This is a genomic window from Granulibacter bethesdensis, from assembly GCF_001889525.1.
In the GTDB taxonomy this organism is placed as follows: domain Bacteria; phylum Pseudomonadota; class Alphaproteobacteria; order Acetobacterales; family Acetobacteraceae; genus Granulibacter; species Granulibacter bethesdensis_C.
Genome location: NZ_CP018192.1, coordinates 2,557,623 through 2,582,500 on the forward strand (window position 1 = coordinate 2,557,623; position 24,878 = coordinate 2,582,500).

Consider the following 24,878-nt stretch of genomic DNA (forward strand, 5'->3'; position numbering starts at 1 on the left):
TATCCGGCAGCCGCAAGGGGGCAGCCTTTTGGGTGGGACAATTTGTCCATGCCAGACAGCAAAACGGGCGCTCATTGTCCTGAATTAAGGACTTGCGCGCCCGCTTGGCAGCTTTTATGTTGCAGTGCAGCAGCCGTTGGGTGGCTGTCTATTGGATGTTTCTTCCCCAAACTTGGCAGTGTCATAGGTATGTCCTATTGGCGCTGCCGAATTTTCTTTAGACCTGTGTGCCCTGCCATGCAACAGGCAATTTTTCCATTGTTTGCCCTTGCACCATCCGCCTTGGTCTGATTCATCTGATACCATGAAACAGCAGGCGATCACGCCGCCCGCGCCTTGCACGGATGACTCTGCCAGCCCCACACCTTCTGGCGGACCTGCCCGTGCCAAAGCGGGAAGGCCATCGAAAAAAAAAACCTCCTCACCATCGCTCCGGCCGATCTGGCCTAGTCCTGCTTCTGGCGAAGATCGGCATCGGCTGTATTGTGGGGATTGCCTGACCGTTCTGCCTTCCCTGGCAGAGGGCAGCGTGGATGTGATTGTCACATCACCCCCCTATAATCTCGATCTCGGCTATGCCAGCTATCTCGATAGCAGGGGGGAAGAAGAGTATCTTGACTGGATGACGCAGGTTGCTACCGCGCTCAAAAGGGTGCTGGCACCGGGCGGTTCGTTTTTCCTCAATGTCTCCGGCTCGCCTTCCCGCCCATGGCTGCCGTTCGAGCTGATCGTGCGGCTGCGCACCTTGTTCGTGTTGCAGAACCACATTGTCTGGATCAAATCCGTGGCCACGCCCGCGGTCTCAGTCGGGCATTACAAGCCGGTAAACGGCAAGCGTTTCCTCAACCATGCCCAGGAGCACATCTTCCATCTCACCCATAAAGGAGATGTGAAGCTGGACAGGCTGGCCGTCGGGGTACCTTATAAAGACAAGTCAAATATTGTCCGCCGCGGCCATGCCCAGGATCTGCGATGCCGCGGCAATACCTGGTTCATTCCGTATGAGACCGTACGCAGCAAAAGCCAGAAATTCCTGCATCCCGGCACGTTTCCGGTGACATTGCCGCGCTGGTGCATACGGCTGCATGGTGTGGCCGATGCGCTGGTACTGGATCCGTTCATGGGCACCGGCACCACCGGCGTTGCCGCACAGGCTGAAGGAGCGCGCAGCATCGGCATTGAGCTTGACCAAGGCTATATCAGCATTGCCGCAAACCGCATGATGGAAGCAGAAAGCAGCTGACAGCCTCTCTTTTCTCATGATCCGTCCCTCCCCAAGGCAGGAAGCGAGACCATGCCTCAACACTCGACCGCCCGCCTGAAGACAGAACCGCGCGTCGCCCTGTTCGTCACCTGTCTGGTCGATCTCTATCGGCCCAGCGTCGCTTTTTCCGCGATCAGGCTGCTGGAGCAGGCCGGATGCAAGGTTTCCGTTCCGCGTGGACAGACCTGCTGCGGCCAGCCCGCTTTCAATAGCGGAGACCGTGTGACGGCCAAAGCACTGGCGCGCGATATTCTGGCCAGCTTTCAGGGATATGATTACGTCGTCATTCCATCAGGCTCCTGCGGGGGGATGCTGCGTCATCAATTGCCCGACCTCCTGGCAGATGACCCTGCTCTGGCGCCTCAGGCTGCTGATCTGGCCAGAAGCTGTCATGAACTCGTCAGCTTCCTGACCGACATACGCGGGGTGACGACAACCCACGCCCCTTCACCGGGCCGGGTCACCTATCATGACAGCTGCGCCGGATTGCGGGAGCTGGGGATCAAGCAACAACCCCGCGATCTGCTGCGCGCCATGGATGCGGAGATCGTCGAAATGGAGGCCCCGGAAACATGCTGCGGCTTCGGCGGTACGTTCTGCGTCAAATATCCGGAGATCTCGACCCGCATGGCCCGCGACAAGGTGGCGGACATCGTGGCTACAGGGGCAGACATGATTGTGGCCGGAGATATGGGCTGCCTGCTGAACATGGCCGGCACGCTGCTGCGCGAAGGATCAACGGTGCAGGTCCGCCACATAGCAGAGGTTTTGGCCGGCCCCACTGGCCCCGCAATCGGTCAGCCCACCGACCGATAACCGTCACAGCCAGCCCAACGCGAGTTTCAAGGGATCCATAACCCGCGGCAAAATGATGACAGGGCTACCGCTGACACCTATTGCGAACGAGCGACCTTTACATTAGTTTCATCTTAACCTCTGGATACGCAATTTTTATTATGCCCATGCCAGCTGCACGGATGGAGACCTTCAACATGGACGGACATGCCGCCTCTTTCCGGCTCAGCCATGAGAGAGCAGACCTCCATGCGCGTTACTTTGACGATTTCCGGCTGGGGGAGCGTTTTATCCTGCCTCCGATTGCGCTGACCCATTCCCTTGTTGATTCTTTTTGCCTCATCAGTGGCGAGACTCATCCCCTGCATCATGATCCGGTCTGGTGTCGGGAGAACGGGCATCCCGGCGTGCTGGTGCATGGATTTCAGATCCTGGCAGTCACCACGGCAGGCGCATCGCCGTTTCATGCCATGGTGGAAAACAGCCTGCTGGGTCTGGTCGAACAGAACAGCCGCTTCATCCGTCCCGTCTATGCCGGGGATACACTCCATCCGGTGCTGCAGATCGTGGAGCTGACCCCTAATACGTCTACCGGGATACTTGTCTTGCGCAGCACCGTACATAACCAGCGCCGGGAACTGGTTTTGGAAGGCTCCCAGCGCTATCTTCTGCGCATGCGTGACCGTTTGCAGCCGGACGATAATCAGGCATAACGCCAGCATCCCCAGGCTGCTCCGGTTGTTTCGCGTGACAATCTTCCGCCGGGAAAGACGCGAAGGCAGCGCAGGAGGACAGCCAGATGCAGGCCCGCTCGGCCATCTTCAAGGATAATGCGGCCTCTGCCCTTGCTGATCAGCGGTTGCAACAGGCGCTGAAACAGGTACGCCCGCGCTTTACCGGTGGGCGCGCCCGGGCCAGGGAAGCGCTGCCCGAATTCGAAACGCTGCGCAACACGGCGCGCGATATCCGCAATCATACGCTGACGAATCTGGATTTTTATCTGGAACGCTATGCCGCACAGCTCGAGGCATCGGGCGGCCATGTGCATTGGGCACCCACCGCCGAGGATGCCTGCCAGACCATTCTGGATATCTGCCGCCGTGTGGGTGCCCGGCGCGTGGTCAAGGGCAAGTCGATGGTCAGTGAGGAAATCGGCCTGAACGATTTTCTTCAACAGGATGGGCTGTCGGTCGTAGAAACCGATCTGGGCGAATATGTTCTGCAACTGGCAGATGAAGCCCCCAGCCATATCGTTGCCCCCGCCTTTCACCTGAACCGTGATGACTGGGAAAACCGGTTCCGTGAAGCCCATCAGCATCTCCCCGCCGATCGGGCCTTTGAGAGCCGGCAGGACATCATGCGCGAAGCCCGCACCGTGCTGCGGCGCCGGTTTCTGGAGGCGGATGTCGGCATCACCGGGGCCAATTTTCTGATTGCCGAGACCGGCAGTTCCGTCATCGTCACCAATGAAGGAAATGGCGATCTCAGCCAGACGCTGCCGCGTGTCCATATCGTGCTGACCGGCATCGAGAAAGTCGTGCCGACGCTGGAGGACACGATGACGCTGCTGCGGCTGCTTGGCCGTTCCGCCACCGGTCAGGATCTGACAGCCTACACCAGTTTCTCTACCGGCGCGCGCCGACCCGGCGATCTGGACGGGCCGGAAGAATATCATGTCGTGCTGCTGGATAACGGCCGTGGCGCCATGATCGGAACCGAATTTCAGGACATGCTGCGCTGCATACGCTGTGCCGCCTGTATGAATCACTGTCCGGTGTTCGGGGCAGTTGGCGGCCATGCTTATGGCTGGGTCTATCCCGGACCGATGGGCAGCGTTCTGACACCCGGGCTGATCGGCATCGAACAGGCCGCCCTGCTGCCGAATGCCAGTACGTTCTGCGGCGCCTGCGAATCCGTCTGCCCCGTTAAAATCCCTCTGCCGGGCCTGATGCGGCACTGGCGTGAAAGAGAATTCGAGCGCCATCTGACCCCTTCAGCGGCACGTCGCGGTCTGGCCATCTGGGCTTTTCTGGTCCGTCATCCCACCCTGTATCGCCTGACGACCGGTCTGGCTGCCCGGCTGCTGTCCCTGGCTGGAAGACGCAGCGGGCGGTTCCGGCGTCTGCCGCTTGCCTCCGGCTGGACCGGCGGCCGTGATATGCCTGCCCCGGAAGGGACCAGCTTTTTTACCCAATGGGCTGCCTACCAGAGAAAGACCCGGAAAAGGGCGGTGTCATGAGCGGGGGCGCATCAGGAAATCTCGCTGGAAAGGAGATCATCCTTGCCACGATCCGGCGCGGTCTGCGGCGCGGGGTACTGCCACCGGATCAGGGTGCCATGCTGAGCTCCCGGCTGGCGACGCATCCACGCCACACCATCCCCGAACGCGCACGGCAACCAGCCGCAGAGCGCAGGACCGATTTCATCGCGCGGGTACGGAAAGAATTCGGCACTCTCGAGGAAGTCGCCTCCTGCGGAGACATCCCTGCCGCCATCGCCCGTTATCTGGCCTCACGCGGCCTTCCCGCTACCGTGACGGTCGCGCCGCATCCTGCCCTTCACAGCCTCGACTGGTCAGCAGCAGGCCTTGAGACGGAATGGGGCCGCGTCCATGGAACGGAAACTGTCTCGGTCCAGTATGCCTTTGCCGGGATATCCGAAACCGGTACCCTGATGATGCCCTCCGGGCCGGAGCGCCCGGTCACGCTCAACGTGCTGACGGAAACAGCCATTGCCGTCCTGCCGGTGGAACGCATCGTAGGCGCTTACGAGGATGCGTGGGATCTGCTGCGTACGGAGATCGGAGCCCTGCCACGCTCCGTCATGCTGATCACAGGCCCATCCCGCTCCGCCGATATAGAACAGCAACTGGAGCTGGGCGCCCACGGCCCCCGTGACATCCATATCATCCTGTTCAGCCAGCACACCCCATCCGCGCCGCATGGCTAAACGGCCTTACAACGTTCCTCCAGTCACGCCCGGCAAGGCGCTGACCAGGCCCGGACCTCCTTCCCGTCGCTCCGCACGGAAACTGAGTGAGGCCGAGCGCACGGAATGGACACGCTATACCGTGGCCGTGATTCCGCTGCACGGCAAAGCCGGACATGGGGAGAATGTGATTCCTCCTGCGGCAGCCATCACAGACTCTCCGATCCACAGCGCCAGGCACGGCCCCGTTGCCGCTCCATCCTTCCGCCAGACTGAATCCGGGGCCGGGGCACCCACCTTCGCCCAGCTTTTTCCTCTGCCAGCCGGGGCGCAGCCTCCGGGGGTGGACACCGGCACATGGAACCGGTTCCGCAACGGGCGACTGGGCGCAACCCGGACGCTGGATCTGCACGGGCATACCCTGCAACGCGCCTATCATACGTTCGAGGCGATGCTGTTGCGCGCCCATGCGGACGGGCTGCGCTGCATTGAGGTTATTACCGGGCGTGGCCGGACCGGATCAGGTGAAACCGTCGGTGCAATCCGAAGGGAGCTTCCCCTCTGGATCAATCTTCCGCATCTGCGTCCTCTGGTGCTGGGCATCACCTATCCCCACGCCGCCAATACCGGATCAGTGCGCATCCTGCTTCGTAAGCAGAAGTGATCAACCGATTTATTGTGCTGCCCTGATCGAGACGTTTTAAATTGACCATCGTCATGATACCCGCGTGAATGCATTATCCAGCCATGGACAGCGCTGATCCTGGGCATAAGTGCATGTGTGGTTTTGCTTTTTCCGCCGGCCAGGCCTGAATTTCATTCAGGCCCGGTCATCGTATTTGAAAAGAGTGGATGCCCATGTGCCCGCCTGAATCTCTCTCCGGCTGCGACGATTCAGCACCGGTCCTTTTTCCGGATGCGGCTCCCGGAGAAATCATTACTTATCTGCGCGCCATGGACTGGGGCGCATCCCTGATCGGTCCACCCGAAAACTGGTCCGAACCGTTTCGTAATGCGGTTGCGCTGATGCTCAATGCCAAAGCACAGATCGCCATGTTCTGCGGACCGAGGCTGATCGCGCTGTACAACGATGCCTACGCCCCTGCCATCGGCAGCCACCATCCGGGTGCGCTTGGCCGCCCGGCACAGGAAAACTGGCAGGAAGTGTGGGATGTGCTGGAACCGCTGCTACGTTCGGTTATGGAGACCGGCCAGACGGTGCATGGCCAGAACTATCCGTTCAGGGTCAACCGGCACGGGTACATGGAAGAAGTTTTCTTCGATATTTCCTACAGCCCCGTTCATGGGCCGGATGGAAAGGTGGAAGCCGTTTTCTGCATTGTCGCCGACCGTACCCAACGGGTCATTGATGATCGTCGTCTGCGCACCCTGCAGGCGATCAGCCTGAATATTCTCAGCAACACGGTTGAAAGCTGTGCGACCTCGGCACTGGATATTCTGGCGCGTGAAAGCACACAGGATATGCCGCACGCCGCCCTCTATATCCGCAGGGAAGCCCCAGAGTGCCTGGAATGCATCGGCTGGTACGGTGCACAGCCTGCAACGCTGAGCATTCCCCTCGTACAGCATACCCTCCTGGCAGCAGAGGATGTTGCCGCTTCAGAGTCCTGGAAAAACCTGATCAGGGCGGCTCTGGACAGCGGGAATGCCGTCTATGGTCCGTCAGGGGCACTGTTTCCCACTCTGCCGGCTTTGAGTGCGGAACGGATGGCCATTCTTCCGCTTCAGGTAACGCACCATATCGCCGGTGTGCTGATTGCGGGCAAAAGCAGGCTCTATCCACCGGATGCAGAGTATTATCGCTTTTTCCAGCTCGTGGCCAATCTGGTCTCCACCGGCCTGACCACAGCCATTGCCCTGCGCGAGCAGCGGCATCGAGCAAAGATCCTGGAACAGAAAGTCGCCGCCGCTATCGCCGAGCGGGAAATTTCCGAAACCAGACTGCGTCAGGCCCAGAAAATGGAAATGATCGGCCGTCTGGCGGGGGGCGTTGCCCATGATTTCAACAATCTGCTTCAGGTGATCGGCAGCAATCTGGAACTGACCATCCTGCAACTGCCAGAAACATCAGCTGAACGCAGACGCCTGACCTCCGCGTTGGAGGCGATGCAGCGCGGCTCCCGTCTGGCTTCCCAGATGCTGGCCTTCGGGCGGCGGCAGCCCCTGTCTCCCCAAGCGGTCAGCCCGCCGCGGCTGTTACAGACAGTGCAGGATATCCTGCTCCGCACTTTGGGGGCCGGGATTACGCTCAGAATCCACACGGCTCCCGACTCATGGAATATTCGCGTTGATCGGGGGCAAATCGAGGCAGCCATCCTGAACCTGACCCTGAATGCACGAGATGCAATGAAAGGCCATGGCAGCCTGACCATCACCACGGCCAACACTGTTGTGAAGCCCTGCCAGAACGGCTCGATTCTGGAAATACAGCCAGGGGATTATGTCACGCTGACTGTCACCGATACGGGGTGCGGCATGGCCCCCGATGTCATCACCCATGTGTTTGAGCCATTCTTTACCACCAAATCCGAAGGTCAGGGCACGGGACTTGGTATGTCGATGGTATACGGCTTCGTCAAACAAAGCGGGGGCGATATCAGGATCGATTCCGCCCCAGGTCGTGGTACATCCATCAGCCTGATCCTGCCACGCGCCCATGAAGAAGACAGCCTGCCGGATACGCCCCTTCTGGCGCTGGATAATACCACGCTGGAAGGACACGAAACGATTCTTGTGGTCGAGGACGAAGACGCCGTACGGCAAAGCGTGCAGGAAACCCTCAGTCAGCTGGGTTACAACGTTCTCACCGCCCGCGATGCCGACGAAGCCCTTACAATTCTTGACAGCGTGATCCGGATTGATCTGGTGTTCACAGACATCATCATGCCGGGAAGGATGCGAGGCACCGATCTTGCCATCAGGATCAGACAGCTTCGCCCCGAAACCGCCATCCTGTTCACATCAGGATATACGGATAGCTCGGTTCATCGTGATGATGACAACCCGATTCATTTACTGAACAAACCCTATTCACGCGATAAGCTGGCCCACAGCATCCGTGCCGCACTGATAACCGCACGCTCCACGCCGCCTCTTCCGCGCACAGCTTTCCTCCAGACAGCCGGTGATGTCTTGTCCTCCAGCCATTCCCTTTCCTCAGCCTCCCCGAAGCAACAATGGACCATTCTGGTGACCGAGGATGATCCGCTGATCCGCATGAACCTGATCGACCTGCTGGAGGAAGCGGGACATAGCCCGATTGAGGCGGAAGATGCCGAGGAGGCGCTGAGCTATCTAAAAACCCATTCGCCCGACATCCTGTTCACTGATATAAGCCTGCCGGGCCTGTCCGGTGTTGAGCTGGCCTGTCTGGCACGTGAACAATATCCTTCTATCGGGATCATTTTTTCCAGCGGATACGCGGATGTTCCCAGCCTGCCCGCGGAGATGAAGCAAAACAGCTGCCTGTTGGGCAAACCCTTCACCTCCCATGAACTGGTTAAAACACTGCTACAGGCCTGGGAAAACCGCCCGGCCCAGGGGACTGATCATGGAGGCTGATTACGGATGACGCGGCCGCTCTATTCGGTCGCCTTTGGCAGCAGCACATACAGCCGTCCTTGCTGGTTCATCTGCCCTGCCACCGCCTTTGCCTGCGGGCCATAGCCAAAATAAATATCCGCCCGCGTCATCCCACTAATGGCTGAACCGGTATCCTGCGCCACCATCAGACGCTGAAGGGCGCTTTGGCCGCCGGGATCCGTGGTATCCACCCAGACCGGCGCGCCCAGCGGAACGATACGGCGATCCACCGCCACCGACCGTCCTGCGCTAAGCGGCACCCCCAGCGTTCCCGGTGCCCCTTCATTGCCAGGCATGCCCGTCAGTTCACGAAAGAACACAAAGGACGGATTGGCGTTCATGATCTCTTGCGCCTGATCGGGATGGGTGCGCAACCAGTCACGGATGGAGGCTTCCGAGACCTGATCCGCCGTCATCTCACCCCGTTCGATCAGCACTTTCCCGATCGGCACATAAGGACGGCCGTTTTTACCGGCATAGGTCACGCGTACCACATGTCCATCGGGCAGGCGCACCCTGCCTGATCCCTGAATCTGCAGAAAAAAAGCGTCAATCGGATCAGCCAGCCATACAAGACCCAGACGCTGCTTTTTCAGGGCACCGGCCTCGATCTCCGCCCGTGTATAATAAGGTTCCAGCTGCCCACCGACCATACGGCCGCTCAGATACTTCCCGCCAGGATCCGCCGGGTCCGGCATCGACACCAGATCATCAGGGCGGCGCAGCAAGGGTGTCCGGTAACGCCCGATCGGAGAACGGGAGCCTTCTACCTCCGGCTCATAATATCCCGTGAAAAGCGTGGGGGCGGAAGAAATGGCATAAGCCTGAAAATAACGCTGCACAAAGGCCCTTGCCGCTTCCTCATCTCCTTCGGGAATGGCTTGAACCGCCTTGCAGGCCGGGCGCCACTGATCGGGCTGTCCACCCAGCCTCGCTGCCTGATCGGCGGCTCCCCCCAATGTCTGATCGTTCGGCAGCGTTAGAAGCCGGTCGCATTCCCGGGCGAAAACAGCAACGCCACGCGCCACATGGTCTGTTTGCCAACCCGGCAAATCATCCAGTGCCACAGGCTGAAGCTGGCCCACACGCCCTGTTTGAGCACAGGAAGCCAGCACCACCATCAGAAACAACGCATAGAGAGATTTTATCTGCATGCTGCATAGCATGCATGATGTTGTGTTCGAAAAAAACCCCTTAACCTTCTGAAAGGTCACATATTATATTGTTATTAACCTGTCTCAGGCATTGCCTGTGCCGGACAGACGCCAGGTCGGATCACGGCTGGCGAGATCCCGCTCAAACGTCCAGACATCGACAATTTCGGTCAGCCCTTCGACACCTTCGACCGGCTCCCCGGTGTGGTTGAGCATGACATTATGCTGATCACTGACAAAACGAACGGTCAAAGCGGCCTGCGTCTGCTCCAGCCGGGCATTTTCAATCCGGATATCCCTGATGGACTGGATCTCCGTCTGCTGCCGGGCACCTTCCTGTTCACGCGCATCAATGGCCTGACAGAAAATCGTAAACGTCGCCTCTGTCAGCAGGGGACGCAACGCCTCACGCTCACCCTGGGCGTAGGCCGTCACGATGACCCGGAAGGCCTGCTCCGCATTATTCAGAAAGCGCGCCGCATCAAAGCTGCGATCAACCTCCCTCATACGCGCAAGAGCCTGCCCGGTCGGGCTGGAAGCATCAGGCAGGACATGAATCCGCGCTTCGGCCGCCGCAGCATCGGGCCGACGCAGACGAACCGGCAGGCCGGGTATCCGGTTGCCGGTCCGGCCTTGATTCGCCGGCACCTCCGGGCGTTCAAACCCGACACGTCGCCCCAGCACACTGCGAAGACGCAGAACCAGAAAAACCGCTATCATCCCCAGCAACACCAGATCGACGGGAATATCGCCGTTCCTGATAGCCTCCATACCTGCCATCCAATCGCGCCATTAAAATACATAAAGACGGTTTCTGCTCATTCAGATAAGGGGGCAGGCCGCTCCACACAACCTTTGTATGTTTTGACTTCATCCTTCCAGGCTTTCTTACCTGATCAGAAAACAGACTCTGGAGAGTCCATCGCCTGACCGGAAACACAAGGTCCGTCAAAAAGAATTCTTCGTGTCAGCACGATCCCCGATTGCCGAGGATGGCCGCGCAGGCCATACAGGACGCATGATTTTGCTGCGCCATGGACAGAGCGAGTTCAACCTTCACTTCACGGCCACACGCCAGGATCCGGGCATTCATGACCCTGTCCTGACCGAAGACGGTCTGGCACAGGCTGAGGCCGCCGCCATGGCTCTTGCCGGGGAAGGGATCCAGCGCATCTTTGCGTCCCCCTATACCCGGACCCTGCAAACGGCACGGCCCATTGCGCAGAAGCTTGGACTGCCTTTGATCATCACACCGCTGATCCGGGAACGCTATGCCTTTGCCTGTGATATCGGCACCCCTGCCAGCCATCTGGCGAAAGAATGGCCCGAACATGATTTCTCCCAGCTTGATGAAATCTGGTGGCCCTCATTAACAGAAAGCGAGGCGTCAATCCTCGCTCGGGCCGGACGTTTTCGGGCAGAAATGGCTGCCATCAAAGGGTGGGAAAATACTCTCGTTGTGACCCATTGGGGTTTTATTCTGTCGATGACAGGACAATCATTAACAAATGGTGAATGGATACGCTGCGATCCACATCAGGCAGGACCAGATACAATTATCTGGTCGGCCTGAACATGACTTTTGTTTAAGGCCGTCTTATGCTGGCGCCTGCTTTTCGAATATGATATTGCTCTATTAAATCATTTAAGAGCCTTGGAGATACCAGATGGCTGACATTGACGATACGACTGACGAGGACGTGCAGGACGAGGCCGTAACCGAAAACACCGCCAGCACTGGCCCGCAGGCTGGTCCGCCGCTCGTGGTCAATGTCCAGTATGTAAAAGATCTTTCTTTTGAAGTTCCGGGCGCACCACAGGTTTTTGCAGCCCTGCGCACGCAGCCGCAGGTTGATCTGAATCTGGACGTTCAGGTTCGCCGTCTGGAAGAACAGGCTCACATCTACGAAGTCGTCCTGGCCATCCGTGCAGAGGCCGTCGAGCGGATCGAAGGCGAGGAAAAGGCCAATACTGTCTTCATCGCCGAGCTGTCCTATGGTGGCGTGTTCACGCTGACCGGCATCCCGGATGAAAGCATCGAACCGGTGCTGCTGGTTGAATGCCCCCGTCTGTTGTTCCCCTTCGCCCGCACGATCCTCGCGACCGTCACACGCGAAGGTGGTTTCCCGCCGGTCCAGCTTCAGCCGATCGACTTTGTCGCACTGTGGCAGGCACGTCGTGCCCAGCAGCAGCAGGAAACAGTCGGGAACGCCTGATCTCAGGCTTCTGCAGGATGTTGAACAGGAAACGGGCCTCTCACGAGGCCCGTTTTTGTTATGGGTTGATCTGGTCAGAGCGTGCAGGCAACCGCTTCGGTCCTCACCCCGCAGGCTGCGTCATGCGCATGATTGGCGGAAGCGATCATGATCAGGGCTGCCAGAACCAGACCGGACAGCATCAGGGCAGCGGCCCGGATTGGGGTGGGACAACGCATCAGAATGGATGTTTTCATGGAACGAGGACCTTCTCAGCGAGAAGCCGGCCCCGTGCCGGCCTTGCAAAGAGAATGTGATCTTTCCTACAGTATTAATCCAATCGATCCTTATCATAATGTCCATCGTTCATCGTAATCTGTCCCGCCTTGATCTGAACCTCCTGACCGCCTTCGATGCGATCTATACCGAGCGCAGCGTGACCAAAGCCGCCGAATGCATCGGGGTCGGGCAATCGGCGATGAGTCATAATCTCGCCCGGCTGCGCGAAGCCTTGCAGGATGAATTATTTGTCCGCACCCCCTCCGGCATGGAGCCAACGCCCCGCGCACGTGCGATTGCCGAGACAGTCCGCAATCTGCTCTGGACTGTGCAGGACAAGCTGCTGACCACACGCAGCTTCAACCCCGCCACAGCAGAGCGCATCTGGCGGATCGGACTGGCCGATAATATCGAGAGCCTGCTGATGCCGCCTTTGCTGGACATGATGCTGAAAGAGGCCCCCGGCATGCGTATCCAGGCGATCTTCACCGATGGTCTGCGCGTGCTGGAAGCGCTGGATCGTGATGAGCTGGATATGGGCATTGGCGTTTTCCGCCATGGTGGCAACGTTCATAAACGGCGCAATTTCACACCGGATTCCTATCTGTGCCTGTATGATCCAAAGCAGATTACGCTAGAGGGACCGATCACGCTGGACCAATATGCATCCCTGCCGCATGTACTGGTCAGCCTGCGCGGCATCTTCCATGGGGTGGCGGATGATGCGCTGTCCCTGCTGGGGCGGACGCGGACCATCGTGATGACCACACCGCATTTTCTCTCCGTGCCTTATGTGTTGCGGGGGGCGCCGATTATTACGACCCTGCCGGGAACGCTGGCACGCTCGGCCGCCTCGGCGCATGGGCTATGCGTCAGCCCGTTGCCTTTTGAACTGGCGCCATTCCGCCTCTCGATGCTGTGGCACAGCTCCTATGACAATGATCCGGCCCATCGCTGGCTGCGCAATACGGTCGCCAGCCTGATGGACCAGATGCACAAATAAGCCTCCGTCAGGACATCTCCTGCACCAGCCCCATGGCCTGTCGTTCGAACAGCCTGCGATACAGCCCGCCCTCTCTCTGGATCAGACTGTCATGGGTGCCTTCCTCGACAATCCGGCCATGATCGAACACCAGAATCCGGTCCATCGACCGAACAGTGGAAAGCCGATGCGCAATCACGATCGAGGTTCGGCCGGCCATCAGCCGCTCCATCGCTTGCTGAATCAACGCCTCCGACTCGGAATCGAGGCTGGCCGTTGCCTCATCCAGAATCAACACCGGAGCATCGGCCAGAAAGGCGCGGGCAATCGCAACACGTTGGCGCTCGCCTCCTGACAGCTTGACACCGCGCTCTCCCACCATGGTGCGGTACCCTTGGGGCAGGGCACGAATGAACGCATCCGCATTCGCGAGGCGGGCCGCCTGCATGATCTCCTCCATGGAGGCACCGGCACGGGCATAGGCAATGTTTTCAGCCAGAGACCGATGAAACAGCACAGCCTCCTGCGGGACCAGCGCCATCTGACCGCGCAAGGATGACTGAGTCACAGTGGCAATATCCTGACCATCTACCAGGATGCGGCCATCGGTAACGTCATACAGACGCTGCAGCAGCTTGACGAAGCTGCTTTTGCCGGATCCGGAATGTCCGACCAACCCCACCCGCTCCCCCGCTGCGATGCGCAGGGAAAAATCTTCAAACAGGGGCGTGGTGTGACTGCCATAGCGGAACGTCACGTGATCGAACGTGATTTCTCCCTGGCTGGCCCGCAAGAGTACAGCTCCGGGACGGTCCTCCACACCGAGCGGATGGGATTGCATTTCCACCAGTTCCTCCATCTCGTTCACGCAGCGCTGGAGATTGGCGACATGCTGCCCGATATCCCGCAGATAGCCATGCACCACGAAATAGGCCGTCATCACGAAGGTCACATCGCCCGGTGTCGCCTGTCCCCATGACCACAGCACAATCGCGTAACCGATAATCACCGTCCGTAAGGCCAGCAGCACCAGCATCTGCGCCGAGCCGCTATTGGTCCCGTATATCCAGGTGCGTCGGGTGCGCTGCCGCCATTTGGTGAGGATCCTGCCCAGCACCCTGTCCTCCCGCGCTTCCGCACCAAAGGCTTTGACGACAGCATTGCAGGTCACAGCATCTGCCATGGCGCCTCCCATCCTTGTATCCTGACGGTTGGACAGGCGGGCCGCCGGGGCCACACAAAGCAAAGACAAAGTAACCGACAGCCCGATATAGAAAATGGCACCGATCCCGACTGCCAGCCCCATCCCCGGCCAGTACCAGCCCAGCAGCAGCGCGGAGCCGACCAGAATTGTCAGAGCCGGCAACAGCGAGGTCAGCAAGGTATCGTTCAGCAGATCGACCGCCCAGATTCCACGCGTGACTTTACGGACAATCGAACCTGCGAAATTATTGGCGTGCCAGTCCGTGGAAAAACGCTGCACGCGATAAAATGCATCGGCTGCAATCTGCTCCATCAGGCGCAGGGTCAGAGCCGTGATCGCGACGAACGAAACATGGCGGGCACCGACGACCAGAGCCCCCAGCAATCCCATCATGACCAGAATCGTCCACGGATCCCAAGGTCGCAGCCCTGCATCAGGGACGGCCGATATGGCATCCACCAGCCAGCCGGACAAAACCGGCAGCCCCAGATCGGCAATGGTTCCTGCCATCATCGTCAGGGCCGTCAGCAGCACCATCCGCCATTGCCGACCCCAATGACGGAATAAAAATCTGAGCACCATGGCAACGGCACCCATGCGATCGCGGTAAACTGTCATGACGCGTTCGTTATCTTTCAGGCAATGCAGCAGCCATGCCGAATGACGGATCCATCCCCGTAAAGAGAGCAACAGGGAAGATGTGAAATATGGCGACCAGAATAATGTTCGATCATTCCCTGCATCCACCCTGTGCGGATCGTGGCAGACCTTCTACAGTTTCATGATCGACTGACGCCTTGCCCCTGCAATTCAGGTCCGGGAACTATCAGCATGAGCGGTACCAGCAGCATCGCCCGCAGCACAATGGCTTATGTCCTGGCGGGAGGGCGTGGCTCCCGGTTGCTGGAGCTGACGGATACACGAGCGAAACCGGCTGTTTACTTTGGCGGCAAATCACGCATCATTGATTTTGCCCTGTCCAACGCGGTCAATAGCGGCATCCGCCGCATCGGGGTCGCCACTCAGTACAAAGCCCATTCGCTGATAAGGCACATGCAGCGTGGATGGAATTTCTTCCGTCCCGAGCGCAATGAGGGCTTCGATATCCTGCCAGCCAGCCAGCGTGTCAGCGAAACCCAGTGGTATGAAGGCACCGCGGATGCAGTGTATCAGAATCTGGACATCATCGCGGGATATGAGCCGGAATACATGATCATTCTGGCGGGTGATCATATTTACAAGATGGATTACGAAATCATGCTCCACCAACATGTGGAGCGTCAGGCCGATGTGACCGTCGGCTGCATCGAAGTCCCGCGAGAGGAAGCCACCGGCTTCGGCGTCATGCAGGTGGATGATACGGGTCGGATTACAGCGTTTCTGGAAAAACCCTCCGATCCGCCCGGCATGCCGGGACAGCCCGACATAGCCCTTGCCAGCATGGGCATCTATGTTTTCAAAACGAAATTCCTGTTCGATGTTCTGCGCCGCGACGCCGCCGATCCTGACTCAAAACACGATTTCGGCGGCGACATCATTCCGGATCTGGTTAAAAACGGCACCGCCATCGCGCATCGCTTCAGCAATTCCTGTGTGCGCAGCAGCAAAACAGCAGAGCCTTACTGGCGGGATGTCGGGACGCTGGATTCCTACTGGCAAGCCAATCTCGATCTGACCAATGTCGTGCCGACGCTCGATCTGTATGATTCAGGCTGGCCAATCTGGACTTATAATGAGATCAGCCCACCTGCAAAATTCGTCTATGACGATGTGGGACGGCGCGGCATGGCCGTGGATAGTCTCGTCGCGGGCGGATGCATCGTTTCCGGGGCCTCGCTCAGCCGATCATTGATCTCTACCGGCTGTCGTGTGCACTCCTTCTCACAGCTGCACGGCACCATTGTACTGCCTTATGCCGATATCGCCCGCAGCGCACGGTTACGGAACACCGTGGTGGATCGGGGCGTGCATATTCCGGAAGGGCTGGTCGTCGGTGAAGACCCCGAGCTGGACGCGAAACGGTTCCGCCGCACCGAAAAAGGCATCTGCCTGATTACCCAGCCCATGATTGACCGGCTCGGCTGATCGTTTTCCCTGTTCTGATCGGTTCCTGTCCAGATGCGTGTTTTGAATGTGGCTTCGGAAGCCTATCCATGGATCAAGACCGGAGGGCTGGCTGATGTTGCCGGGGCGCTTCCAGCCGCGCTTGCCGAACATGATGTGGATATGCGCACCCTGCTGCCTGCTTATGCCGGGTTAAGGCAGAGGCCGGAGACACGTCCGGTTCATCATTACGCCGATCTGTTCGGTGGAGCAGCCAGTATTCTTGAGGCCCGCCTCACCGGTGGACTGACCCTGTATCTGCTGGATGCACCGCATCTCTATGATCGTCCCGGTGGTCCTTATACGGATGCCAACGGGCAGGATTGGGCCGATAATGCCGAGCGCTTCGCCGCTCTCTGCCGGGTGGCAGCCGATATCGCCCTTGGCATTCTGCCGGATTGGACGCCGGATATCGTGCACGCGCATGACTGGCAGGCAGGGCTTGTCCCCGCCTATCTGGCTCTATCGGAAGCCGCACCAAGACCACCCGTCCTTTTTACCATCCATAATCTGGCTTTTCAGGGCGTTGTCCCACGGGATCGTCTGGCCGCCCTTCTTTTGCCGCCCGACAGTTTCTCGGTGGATGGAGTGGAGTATTATGGCCAGATCGGGCTGCTCAAAGCAGGGCTGCATTATGCCGATGCGCTGACCACCGTCAGCCCGAGCTATGCCCGTGAAATCCAGACCGATATCGGGGGCATGGGGCTGGGAGGATTGCTGCGCGACCGCGCCGCCGTGCTCAACGGCGTGCTGAACGGCATCGACATGACCGAGTGGAATCCGGCCCATGATCCGCATGTGAAAGCCCATTTCGATCGTAACAGCCTCGAACACCGGACCATCAATCGGGAGGCCCTGCGCACGCGGTTTGGATTGGATTCCTCAGCAGGCCCGCTCTTCGGCATTGTCAGCCGCCTGACCGGCCAGAAAGGGATTGATCTGGTTCTGAATGCTCTGCCTTTCCTGATCTCACAACAGGCTCAACTGGTCGTGCTGGGCAGCGGAGACAAGGGGCTGGAACAGGGATTGTTACAAGCGGCGCAAACTCATCCAAAGCAGATTGCCGTCTTTTCAGGATATGACGAGGCCCTGTCCCGCCAGATTTTCAGCGGCGCCGATGCCATGCTGATCCCCTCGCGTTTCGAACCATGCGGTCTGACCCAGCTTTACGCGATGCGTTATGGCGCGGTTCCCATCGTGTCCCGCGTGGGGGGCCTGGCAGACACCATCATCGACGCCAATACCGCCGCCTGTGAGGCAGGCGTTGCCACGGGACTGATGTTCCAGCCGGACGGACAAGATAGTCTGATCGAACCGCTCTCCCGCGCTATCCGGCTGTTCCATCAGACCGAAATATGGGAGCGGCTTCAGCATCGCGGCATGGAGACAGATAGCAGTTGGACCTTGCGGAGCACAGCCTATGTCGCGCTCTACACTCAGTTGCTCTCGCCCCATTAAAAACCGCCTGATCGATCAGATCGGAACCCGCACCCCCAGCTCCACCACACGATCGCTGGGAATGCGGAAGAACTCCGTCGCCGGCACCGCATTACGGGCCATCACCAGGAACAGCCACAGACGCCAGAGCGGCATTTTCGGCGCTTTCCCGGCCACAATGGTTTCCCGACCGAAGAAATAGGAAACCTGCATCGATTCGATCGGCACACCCCGAGCACGCAGCGCATCGAGATCACGGGGAATGTTCGGGCTTTCCTTGAAGCCATAGCGTATGATCACACGATAGACATTCTCTGCCAGCTCCTCGACTTCCAGATGCTGATCCGGCCCGGCTTCGGGCTGGTCGAGCGTCTTGACGGTCAGGAACAGGACACGCTCATGCAGCACCTTGTTGTGCTTCAGGTTATGCAGCAGCGCGCCCGGTACATAATCCGGATTGCCGGTCAGGAACACAGCCGTTCCCGGCACACGCAGAATCCGCGATTGAGGCAGGCGCGCCAGAAAGGAAGCCAGCGGCAGGCTGTCCTGCCTCCATCTGCTCATCAGCAGACGACGCCCCGCGCTCCAGCTGGTCATCATCGCCATCAGCAGCCCACCCAACACCAGCGGCACATAACCACCCTGCGGGATCTTCAGCATGTTGGAGGCGAAAAACAGACTGTCCAACAGGAAGAAAAAGCCAAACACAGCCATAACACTGCGACGGCTCCAACCGAACTGACGGCGGAACACGACCACGGCCAGAATACCCGTGCACAGAAACGTTCCCGTCACGGCGATACCATAAGCCGCCGCAAGATTGTCACTGGTGCGAAAGGTCAGAACCAGCGCCAGCACTCCGATCAGCAAGGCGCTGTTCACCTGTGGCACATAGATCTGCCCCTGCTCCGTCTCACTGGTATGGCGCACCGTCATACGCGGCAGGAAACCCAGCTGGACGCATTGCCGTGCCATCGAGAACGCGCCTGAAATCATCGCCTGACTGGCAATCACAGTCGCAGCCGTCGCCAGCAACACCATCGGCAGGCGCAACCAAGGCGGTGTCAGCAGGAAAAAAGGATTATCCAGCGCCTTGATATCATGCAGGATCAGGGCACCCTGTCCGAAATAATTCAACGTTAGGGCCGGCAACACGATCCATAACCAGGCCTGCTTGATGGGCCGGCCGCCGAAATGCCCCATATCGGCATACAATGCCTCTGCCCCCGTCACAGCCAGCACGACGGAGCCGAGCACAATAAAGGCCAACAGCCTGTGCTGGATCAGCAGCAGCCCCGCATAACCGGGGGACAGCGCCAGTAACACCTTTGGGTGATGCAGGATCGCCAGAAGACCCAGCAATCCGATCAGAAGAAACCAGACCGCCATGATCGGACCAAACACGCGGCCCATGATGCTGGTCCCGCGCCATTGCACCATAAACAGCGCCACGATCACGACGGACGCAATCGGCAACACGTAATCCTTCATGGCGGGATAGGTGATCTCCAACCCTTCCACTGCCGACAGAACTGAAATCGCGGGGGTAATGACGCCATCCCCGAAGAACAGACAGGCGCCAATGATTCCCGTCATACCCAGCCAGTACCGCATGCGTCCCGGATTGGCGACACGCTGGGCCAGCGCCATCAGAGACAGGATACCCCCCTCCCCCTGATTATCGGCCCGCATCACCAGAAGCACGTATTTGACCGTGACGATCAATACCAGTGACCAGAAGACCATGGACAACACACCATAGACTTCCAGCCTGTTAATAACGGACCCATCATCCTGAAAATGCAGCAGAGCCGCCTTGAAGGCGTAAAGCGGGCTGGTCCCGATATCGCCGAACACCACCCCCAGCGCGCCCAGCAACATAACAAGACCAGTGGGCTTTTTTTCGTCAGCCGCCAGTTTTTCCGCCGCCGACATTATATCACTTCCCCGTTCAAGCCGTCGTCCAGTCGAGAGTTCAGTCGATGGCACAGGACGTGCCAGTCAATATGCCCGATTCTCATGAAGAATGAGCGTTTAAAGATGTCCGCCATCCGGCACGGACGGAGAAGAGTGTTCCGCCACAGATGGACGGGGCCGGGCACCGAAAATGGCTGTGCCGATTCGCACATGCGTTGCCCCATTGGCAATGGCCTGCTCAAAATCACCTGACATGCCCATGGAAATAACCGGCAATCCATGGCGCGCTGCTGCTGCCGCCAGCCACAAAAAATAGGGGCCCGGATCGACATCCGCCGGTGGAATACCCATCACGCCGCATAAGGCATCCCCGAAACGATGCCGGCACATCTCGATAAACGAATCAGCCTCCCGCGTGGGGATACCTGATTTTTGCGGCTCATCCCCGACATTCACCTGCACCAGCAGGCGGGGCAGACGCTTCTCCTTCTCCGCGGCCAATGCCAGTGCATCGGCCAGACGCGGACGGTCCAGACTTTCGATCACATCGGCCACACGCACCGCCTCCCGGGCTTTATTGGTCTGAAGGCCGCCGATCAGATGAAGGGTGGGAGGATCGGCTTCGTCACGCAGCGGCAGGAACTTCGACAGAGCCTCCTGCACCTTGTTTTCCCCGAACACGCTCTGCCCTGCCTGGCGCGCCGCCGCCACCGCGTCAGGACCATGCGTTTTGGAAACCGCGACAAGCGTCACCGTCTGCGGGTCACGTCCGGCAAGACGCGCCGCCGCATCGATCCGTGCCCGAATATTGGCCAAAGCAGCGCTCATAAGGTCAGGCTGCTGGTCTGAGAGAGAAGTATCAGCGTAAGATTGCAAGGACATGGACCAAAAGCTCATTGCCTGGGCGCGCGCCGTCAAGGCCAAAGCCCCCCGCAACGCACCACCGCCCCTCTGGCTGTTCACCGATCATCGCCGTGTACCCGATCCACGCCCTGACATTGCCCGGTTGCCGCGCGGATTATGCGGCGTCGTCTTTCGCCATGATGCCCTGCCTGACACCGTACGGGCAACTCTGTTACGTCAGGTCATGCGGCTCTGCCGTGCCCGGCGGCTGATGCTGAGCGTCTCTGGCTGCATCCCCGGGGGCCTGCCGATGCGGACGCAACCCCATCGACGCGGCGGCAGATTAGCCAACAGAGCCGACAAGGCTTCCACCTGTCTTCCCCCTGCGTTGCCCCCTGGCTTGCCCCCTGGCTTGCGAGGCCGACCGATAACCACCGCCTCTGCCCATACAATCCCTGAGCTACGCCGTGCACACCGTCTGGGCGCTGGCCTGATTTTCTTCTCCCCGTTTCTGCCGACGGAAAGCCATCCGGGGGCAGCCGCTCTGGGGGCCGGACACTGGAACCGGCTTGTTCGTATGGCTGGCCGCGGTCTTCACCACCAGCCGTACATTGCCGCTCTGGGTGGGATAAAAGGACGACATGCGGGTTTATTCCGCATCAGCGGCATCCTGAATGTGGGGGCTATTGGTGCCCTGCATACAAGGCACTGACGGCACCGCTCTCTGCTGACGTAATCTGGCGCAACAATCGTATGAGGAATCGTGAAGCAGGGATGGCTTGGCCTGCGTCTGCTCTGACGGTAATAGGGCATGGACCGCATCTTGTTGCCTGCCCATTATCGGTCCTTACCGTTCCGGAATACGACATGTCTTTATCCTATCGTTCAGCCATCGCCGTTTCCGCTCTTCTGCTGCTGGCCGCTTGCAGCAGTCAGGAAAACGAAAGCAAGGATTTTACCGATCCACAAAATCAGGCGGCCGCACAGAGCATCAGCAATGGGGCCAAACCCGGGCAGGAAGTGAATGTTTTTCTGTGGCGCGCGACGCTCGACACGCTGTCCTTCATGTCCCTGAAGTCCGCTGATCCGTATGGTGGGGTCATCATCACCAACTGGTATCAGCCCCCCTCTTCTCCCGGCGAGCGGTTCAAGGTGACGGCCTATATCCTCAGCCCGGTCATGCGCAGTGATGGTGTGCGCGTCTCCCTGTTCCGGCAGGTGCAGAAGGGCGGACAATGGGAAGAAGCACCCGTCGACAAGGAAACCGTTACTGAAATCGAAAACAAGATTTTGATGCGCGCCCGCTCTCTGCGAGCAGCCGGTTTTCAGCAGCAGTAAAACGGTTTTTTCCAGTGGCTGGTATTAAATCAGTGGCTCGAAGCCGGGCGACCACATGCCACTGTCTCGTTTCTCACGCCTGTCTTTTCAAAGTGTAACAACAACCTCTGAAATAGCGGCAATGATATCTGACCGAGGCATTTTTTCAGGAATTTCAAGCAAAGGAATGCCTCAAGCTGCCCTTCAGCTTTTCACATAGCCAATGCCAATAAGGAGAAAGATAAATGTTATGTGCAACTGCGGAAATAATCTAACGGACGCAAAAAAGCCGCCCGATTGGGGCGGCTGATATGCGCGATCTGGCATTAGCATTTGAGATGGTTGCGGGGGCAGGATTTGAACCTGCGGCCTTCAGGTTATGAGCCTGACGAGCTACCGGGCTGCTCCACCCCGCGTTTGTGGTGGTAGGTAGCGATAGAGGTGGGTTGGAAGACCTGGCGGCGACCTACTCTCCCGCATCTTGAGATGCAGTACCATGGGCGCTGGGGCATTTCACGTCCGAGTTCGGGATGGGATCGGGTGTAGTTTCCCCGCCATAGCCACCAGGTCGTCCAACCCACCTTTTTGGTGGTGGTGTTGTGATGGGATGTTCTGGTATTTTTTAGGATGTGCTGTGTGTCATGTGTGGATGACTTCTGTGCATGATGGAAGTTCTTGAGCCTATCGGGCTATTAGGACCAGTTAGCTGAGTGCGTTACCGCACGTATACACCTGGCCTATCGACGTGATGGTCTTTCACGGCCCTCAGGGAGACCTGGTTTTGAGGTGGGTTTCCCGCTTAGATGCTTTCAGCGGTTATCCCGTCCGCACATAGCTACCCGGCTGTGCCGCTGGCGCGACAACCGGTGCACCAGAGGTGCGTCCATCCCGGTCCTCTCGTACTAGGGACAGATCCTCTCAAGTCTCCAACACCCACGGCAGATAGGGACCGAACTGTCTCACGACGTTCTAAACCCAGCTCACGTACCACTTTAATCGGCGAACAGCCGAACCCTTGGGACCTGCTCCAGCCCCAGGATGTGATGAGCCGACATCGAGGTGCCAAACCTCCCCGTCGATGTGGACTCTTGGGGGAGATCAGCCTGTTATCCCTAGAGTACCTTTTATCCGTTGAGCGATGGCCCTTCCACGCGGGACCACCGGATCACTATGGCCGACTTTCGTCTCTGCTCGAACTGTCGCTCTCGCAGTCAGGCGGGCTTATGCCATTGCACTCAACAGCCGATGTCCGACCGGCTTGAGCCCACCATCGCGCGCCTCCGTTACCATTTGGGAGGCGACCGCCCCAGTCAAACTGCCCGCCATGCAGGGTCCCGGACCGGGCTGACCGGTCTCGGTTAGACACCAGAAAAACGCAGGGTGGTATTTCAAGGTTGGCTCCACACAAGCTAGCGCCCATGCTTCAAAGCCTCCCACCTATCCTACACAGCATTTTCCTGGTGCCACTGCAAAGCTGCAGTAAAGGTTCATAGGGTCTTTCCGTCTGACCGCGGGTACCCCGCATCTTCACGGGGAATTCAATTTCGCTGAGCCGATGCCGGAGACAGTGGGGAAGTCGTTACGCCATTCGTGCAGGTCGGAACTTACCCGACAAGGAATTTCGCTACCTTAGGACCGTTATAGTTACGGCCGCCGTTTACCGGGGCTTCAATTCAGTGCTTGCACACCTCCTCTTAACCTTCCGGCACCGGGCAGGCGTCAGACCCTATACGTCGTCTCTCGACTTCGCAGAGCCCTGTGTTTTTACTAAACAGTCGCTACCCCCTGGTCTGTGCCACCCACACCCGGTTGCCCGGACATGGGTCTTGCTTATCCCGAAGTTACGCAAGCAATTTGCCTAGTTCCTTCGACATCGTTCTCTCAAGCGCCTTGGTATGCTCTACCAGTCCACCTGTGTCGGTTTCGGGTACGGTCTATTCGCTGGAGCTATTTCCCGGAACGATCCGGCTGCAGGGGCAATCCAGTAAGTCCCCACAACGCTTCACATTCGTCACTTCCAGCAGGCTCAGGAATATTCACCTGATTCCCATCGACTACGGCTTTCGCCCTCGCCTTAGGGGCCGGCTCACCCTGCGTGGATTAACCTTGCGCAGGAACCCTTGGACTTTCGGCGACAGTGTTTCTCGCACTGTTTGTCGCTACTCATGTCAGCATTCGCACTTCCGATACCTCCAGGAGGGGTCACCCCATCTCCCTTCACAGGCCTACGGAACGCTCCGCTACCGCGTAGATCACTCTACACCCGCAGCTTCGGTGTGTGGCTTGAGCCCCGTTACATTTTCGGCGCAGGATTTCTATTAGACCAGTGAGCTATTACGCTTTCTTTAAAGGATGGCTGCTTCTAAGCCAACCTCCTGGTTGTTTTGGAATTCCCACATCCTTTCCCACTTAGCCACAACTTGGGGACCTTAGCTGGCGGTCTGGGCTGTTTCCCTCTCGTCCACGGACCTTAGCACCCATGGACTGTCTGCCGCGCTATACTTCCCGGTATTCGGAGTTTGGTTAGGTTTGGTAAGCCTTTGGAGCCCCCTAGCCCATCCAGTGCTCTACCCCCGGGGGTAAACACGCGACGATCTACCTCAATAGATTTCGCGGAGAACCAGCTATCTCCGAGTTTGATTGGCCTTTCACCCCTAGCCACAGCTCATCCCCGACTTTTTCAACAGGCGTGGGTTCGGCCCTCCAGTGCGTGTTACCGCACCTTCAGCCTGGCCATGGCTAGATCACTCGGTTTCGGGTCTTCTACCTGCAACTTGACGCCCTATTCAGACTCGCTTTCGCTGCGCCTACACCTATCGGCTTAAGCTTGCTGCAAACAGAAACTCGCTGACCCATT

General features: G+C 58.7%; 20 protein-coding genes, 1 tRNA gene and 2 rRNA genes (1 of these 23 only partly in view). 14 read left to right on the forward strand and 9 right to left on the reverse strand.

Going from position 1 to position 24,878, the window contains the following annotated elements:
- Positions 1–304 precede the first annotated feature (304 nt).
- From GbCGDNIH6_RS11565 to GbCGDNIH6_RS11595, 7 genes are all read left to right on the forward strand, one after another.
- On the forward strand, positions 305–1,243 hold the full coding sequence (locus GbCGDNIH6_RS11565) for a DNA-methyltransferase (RefSeq protein ID WP_232449834.1): 939 nt from the start codon (positions 305–307) through the stop codon (positions 1,241–1,243).
- Between the two features lie 51 nt (positions 1,244–1,294).
- Entirely contained in the window at positions 1,295–2,080 is a 786-nt protein-coding gene (locus GbCGDNIH6_RS11570) for a (Fe-S)-binding protein (RefSeq protein WP_072564097.1), read from the forward strand.
- Between the two features lie 140 nt (positions 2,081–2,220).
- Positions 2,221–2,772 carry a MaoC family dehydratase gene (locus tag GbCGDNIH6_RS11575; protein ID WP_198355767.1) on the forward strand — a complete coding sequence of 184 codons (552 nt, stop codon included), beginning with the start codon at positions 2,221–2,223 and terminating at the stop codon, positions 2,770–2,772.
- A gap of 86 nt (positions 2,773–2,858) precedes the next feature.
- Positions 2,859–4,298 (forward strand): LutB/LldF family L-lactate oxidation iron-sulfur protein, encoded by a 1,440-nt coding sequence (locus GbCGDNIH6_RS11580; RefSeq protein ID WP_072564098.1) that lies wholly within the window; start codon positions 2,859–2,861, stop codon positions 4,296–4,298.
- Positions 4,295–5,008, forward strand: a complete 714-nt coding sequence (locus GbCGDNIH6_RS11585; protein ID WP_072564099.1) for a LutC/YkgG family protein — start codon at positions 4,295–4,297, stop codon at positions 5,006–5,008. The genes GbCGDNIH6_RS11580 and GbCGDNIH6_RS11585 overlap by 4 nt, the downstream gene beginning before the upstream one ends.
- Positions 5,001–5,651 carry a Smr/MutS family protein gene (locus GbCGDNIH6_RS11590; protein ID WP_081370124.1) on the forward strand — a complete coding sequence of 217 codons (651 nt, stop codon included), beginning with the start codon at positions 5,001–5,003 and terminating at the stop codon, positions 5,649–5,651. The genes GbCGDNIH6_RS11585 and GbCGDNIH6_RS11590 overlap by 8 nt, the downstream gene beginning before the upstream one ends.
- Before the next feature lie 194 nt (positions 5,652–5,845).
- Positions 5,846–8,569, forward strand: coding sequence for a response regulator (locus GbCGDNIH6_RS11595; protein WP_072564100.1), 2,724 nt, complete (start codon positions 5,846–5,848; stop codon positions 8,567–8,569).
- A gap of 20 nt (positions 8,570–8,589) precedes the next feature.
- Here the strand turns inward: GbCGDNIH6_RS11595 and mltA are convergent, their stop codons facing one another.
- Together mltA and GbCGDNIH6_RS11605 are read right to left on the reverse strand one after the other, a co-directional pair.
- Entirely contained in the window at positions 8,590–9,744 is a 1,155-nt protein-coding gene (mltA, locus tag GbCGDNIH6_RS11600; RefSeq protein WP_232449836.1) for a murein transglycosylase A, read from the reverse strand.
- Between the two features lie 84 nt (positions 9,745–9,828).
- Entirely contained in the window at positions 9,829–10,515 is a 687-nt protein-coding gene (locus GbCGDNIH6_RS11605) for a Tim44/TimA family putative adaptor protein (protein WP_072564586.1), read from the reverse strand.
- 247 nt (positions 10,516–10,762) lie between these two features.
- Between GbCGDNIH6_RS11605 and GbCGDNIH6_RS11610 the strand changes: the two genes are divergently transcribed.
- Together GbCGDNIH6_RS11610 and secB are read left to right on the forward strand one after the other, a co-directional pair.
- Positions 10,763–11,317, forward strand: coding sequence for a histidine phosphatase family protein (locus tag GbCGDNIH6_RS11610; protein ID WP_072564102.1), 555 nt, complete (start codon positions 10,763–10,765; stop codon positions 11,315–11,317).
- 103 nt (positions 11,318–11,420) lie between these two features.
- Positions 11,421–11,960: a protein-export chaperone SecB gene (gene secB, locus GbCGDNIH6_RS11615; protein ID WP_408874870.1), complete on the forward strand. Its 540-nt coding sequence runs from the start codon at positions 11,421–11,423 to the stop codon at positions 11,958–11,960.
- A 74-nt stretch (positions 11,961–12,034) separates the two neighbouring features.
- Here the strand turns inward: secB and GbCGDNIH6_RS12520 are convergent, their stop codons facing one another.
- Complete coding sequence (locus GbCGDNIH6_RS12520; RefSeq protein ID WP_157692431.1) at positions 12,035–12,196, reverse strand: hypothetical protein; 162 nt, start codon at positions 12,194–12,196, stop codon at positions 12,035–12,037.
- Between the two features lie 98 nt (positions 12,197–12,294).
- Here GbCGDNIH6_RS12520 and GbCGDNIH6_RS11620 point away from each other — a divergent pair, with 98 nt between their 5' ends.
- Complete coding sequence (locus GbCGDNIH6_RS11620; protein ID WP_072564103.1) at positions 12,295–13,221, forward strand: LysR family transcriptional regulator; 927 nt, start codon at positions 12,295–12,297, stop codon at positions 13,219–13,221.
- A 7-nt stretch (positions 13,222–13,228) separates the two neighbouring features.
- Here the strand turns inward: GbCGDNIH6_RS11620 and GbCGDNIH6_RS11625 are convergent, their stop codons facing one another.
- Positions 13,229–15,022, reverse strand: coding sequence for an ABC transporter ATP-binding protein (locus tag GbCGDNIH6_RS11625; protein ID WP_072564588.1), 1,794 nt, complete (start codon positions 15,020–15,022; stop codon positions 13,229–13,231).
- A 213-nt stretch (positions 15,023–15,235) separates the two neighbouring features.
- Between GbCGDNIH6_RS11625 and glgC the strand changes: the two genes are divergently transcribed.
- On the forward strand, positions 15,236–16,489 hold the full coding sequence (gene glgC / locus GbCGDNIH6_RS11630; protein ID WP_072564104.1) for a glucose-1-phosphate adenylyltransferase: 1,254 nt from the start codon (positions 15,236–15,238) through the stop codon (positions 16,487–16,489).
- A 33-nt stretch (positions 16,490–16,522) separates the two neighbouring features.
- Complete coding sequence (glgA, locus tag GbCGDNIH6_RS11635) at positions 16,523–17,965, forward strand: glycogen synthase GlgA (protein ID WP_072564105.1); 1,443 nt, start codon at positions 16,523–16,525, stop codon at positions 17,963–17,965.
- A gap of 15 nt (positions 17,966–17,980) precedes the next feature.
- Here glgA and GbCGDNIH6_RS11640 read toward each other — a convergent pair whose 3' ends face one another.
- Positions 17,981–19,879 (reverse strand): potassium transporter Kup, encoded by a 1,899-nt coding sequence (locus GbCGDNIH6_RS11640; RefSeq protein ID WP_072564106.1) that lies wholly within the window; start codon positions 19,877–19,879, stop codon positions 17,981–17,983.
- Positions 19,880–19,978: 99 nt separating this feature from the next.
- Entirely contained in the window at positions 19,979–20,689 is a 711-nt protein-coding gene (locus GbCGDNIH6_RS11645) for a YggS family pyridoxal phosphate-dependent enzyme (RefSeq protein ID WP_072564107.1), read from the reverse strand.
- 52 nt (positions 20,690–20,741) lie between these two features.
- Between GbCGDNIH6_RS11645 and GbCGDNIH6_RS11650 the strand changes: the two genes are divergently transcribed.
- Both GbCGDNIH6_RS11650 and GbCGDNIH6_RS11655 read left to right on the forward strand, forming a co-directional pair.
- Entirely contained in the window at positions 20,742–21,416 is a 675-nt protein-coding gene (locus tag GbCGDNIH6_RS11650) for a thiamine phosphate synthase (RefSeq protein WP_072564108.1), read from the forward strand.
- A 155-nt stretch (positions 21,417–21,571) separates the two neighbouring features.
- Positions 21,572–22,042, forward strand: coding sequence for a DUF3576 domain-containing protein (locus GbCGDNIH6_RS11655; RefSeq protein ID WP_072564109.1), 471 nt, complete (start codon positions 21,572–21,574; stop codon positions 22,040–22,042).
- Between the two features lie 318 nt (positions 22,043–22,360).
- Here GbCGDNIH6_RS11655 and GbCGDNIH6_RS11660 read toward each other — a convergent pair.
- The 3 genes from GbCGDNIH6_RS11660 to GbCGDNIH6_RS11670 all read right to left on the reverse strand — a co-directional run.
- Positions 22,361–22,437 (reverse strand) — tRNA-Met (locus GbCGDNIH6_RS11660).
- 37 nt (positions 22,438–22,474) lie between these two features.
- A 5S ribosomal RNA gene (gene rrf / locus GbCGDNIH6_RS11665) occupies positions 22,475–22,589 on the reverse strand.
- 103 nt (positions 22,590–22,692) lie between these two features.
- Positions 22,693–24,878: ribosomal RNA gene (locus GbCGDNIH6_RS11670) — 23S ribosomal RNA — on the reverse strand; it runs 552 nt beyond the window's last position.

What these genes read in the sequence shown, in the direction of transcription:
- GbCGDNIH6_RS11565 (WP_232449834.1), top strand. Translation starts at nt 305, where the DNA reads ATGAAACAGCAGGCGATCACGCCGCCCGCGCCTTGCACGGATGACTCT.
- GbCGDNIH6_RS11570 (WP_072564097.1), top strand. Translation starts at nt 1,295, where the DNA reads ATGCCTCAACACTCGACCGCCCGCCTGAAGACAGAACCGCGCGTCGCC.
- GbCGDNIH6_RS11575 (WP_198355767.1), top strand. Translation starts at nt 2,221, where the DNA reads ATGCCCATGCCAGCTGCACGGATGGAGACCTTCAACATGGACGGACAT.
- GbCGDNIH6_RS11580 (WP_072564098.1), top strand. Translation starts at nt 2,859, where the DNA reads ATGCAGGCCCGCTCGGCCATCTTCAAGGATAATGCGGCCTCTGCCCTT.
- GbCGDNIH6_RS11585 (WP_072564099.1), top strand. Translation starts at nt 4,295, where the DNA reads ATGAGCGGGGGCGCATCAGGAAATCTCGCTGGAAAGGAGATCATCCTT.
- GbCGDNIH6_RS11590 (WP_081370124.1), top strand. Translation starts at nt 5,001, where the DNA reads ATGGCTAAACGGCCTTACAACGTTCCTCCAGTCACGCCCGGCAAGGCG.
- GbCGDNIH6_RS11595 (WP_072564100.1), top strand. Translation starts at nt 5,846, where the DNA reads ATGTGCCCGCCTGAATCTCTCTCCGGCTGCGACGATTCAGCACCGGTC.
- mltA (WP_232449836.1), bottom strand. Translation starts at nt 9,744, where the DNA reads ATGCAGATAAAATCTCTCTATGCGTTGTTTCTGATGGTGGTGCTGGCT.
- GbCGDNIH6_RS11605 (WP_072564586.1), bottom strand. Translation starts at nt 10,515, where the DNA reads ATGGAGGCTATCAGGAACGGCGATATTCCCGTCGATCTGGTGTTGCTG.
- GbCGDNIH6_RS11610 (WP_072564102.1), top strand. Translation starts at nt 10,763, where the DNA reads ATGATTTTGCTGCGCCATGGACAGAGCGAGTTCAACCTTCACTTCACG.
- GbCGDNIH6_RS12520 (WP_157692431.1), bottom strand. Translation starts at nt 12,196, where the DNA reads ATGAAAACATCCATTCTGATGCGTTGTCCCACCCCAATCCGGGCCGCT.
- GbCGDNIH6_RS11620 (WP_072564103.1), top strand. Translation starts at nt 12,295, where the DNA reads ATGTCCATCGTTCATCGTAATCTGTCCCGCCTTGATCTGAACCTCCTG.
- GbCGDNIH6_RS11625 (WP_072564588.1), bottom strand. Translation starts at nt 15,022, where the DNA reads ATGACAGTTTACCGCGATCGCATGGGTGCCGTTGCCATGGTGCTCAGA.
- glgC (WP_072564104.1), top strand. Translation starts at nt 15,236, where the DNA reads ATGAGCGGTACCAGCAGCATCGCCCGCAGCACAATGGCTTATGTCCTG.
- glgA (WP_072564105.1), top strand. Translation starts at nt 16,523, where the DNA reads ATGCGTGTTTTGAATGTGGCTTCGGAAGCCTATCCATGGATCAAGACC.
- GbCGDNIH6_RS11640 (WP_072564106.1), bottom strand. Translation starts at nt 19,879, where the DNA reads ATGTCGGCGGCGGAAAAACTGGCGGCTGACGAAAAAAAGCCCACTGGT.
- GbCGDNIH6_RS11645 (WP_072564107.1), bottom strand. Translation starts at nt 20,689, where the DNA reads ATGAGCGCTGCTTTGGCCAATATTCGGGCACGGATCGATGCGGCGGCG.
- GbCGDNIH6_RS11650 (WP_072564108.1), top strand. Translation starts at nt 20,742, where the DNA reads ATGGACCAAAAGCTCATTGCCTGGGCGCGCGCCGTCAAGGCCAAAGCC.
- GbCGDNIH6_RS11655 (WP_072564109.1), top strand. Translation starts at nt 21,572, where the DNA reads ATGTCTTTATCCTATCGTTCAGCCATCGCCGTTTCCGCTCTTCTGCTG.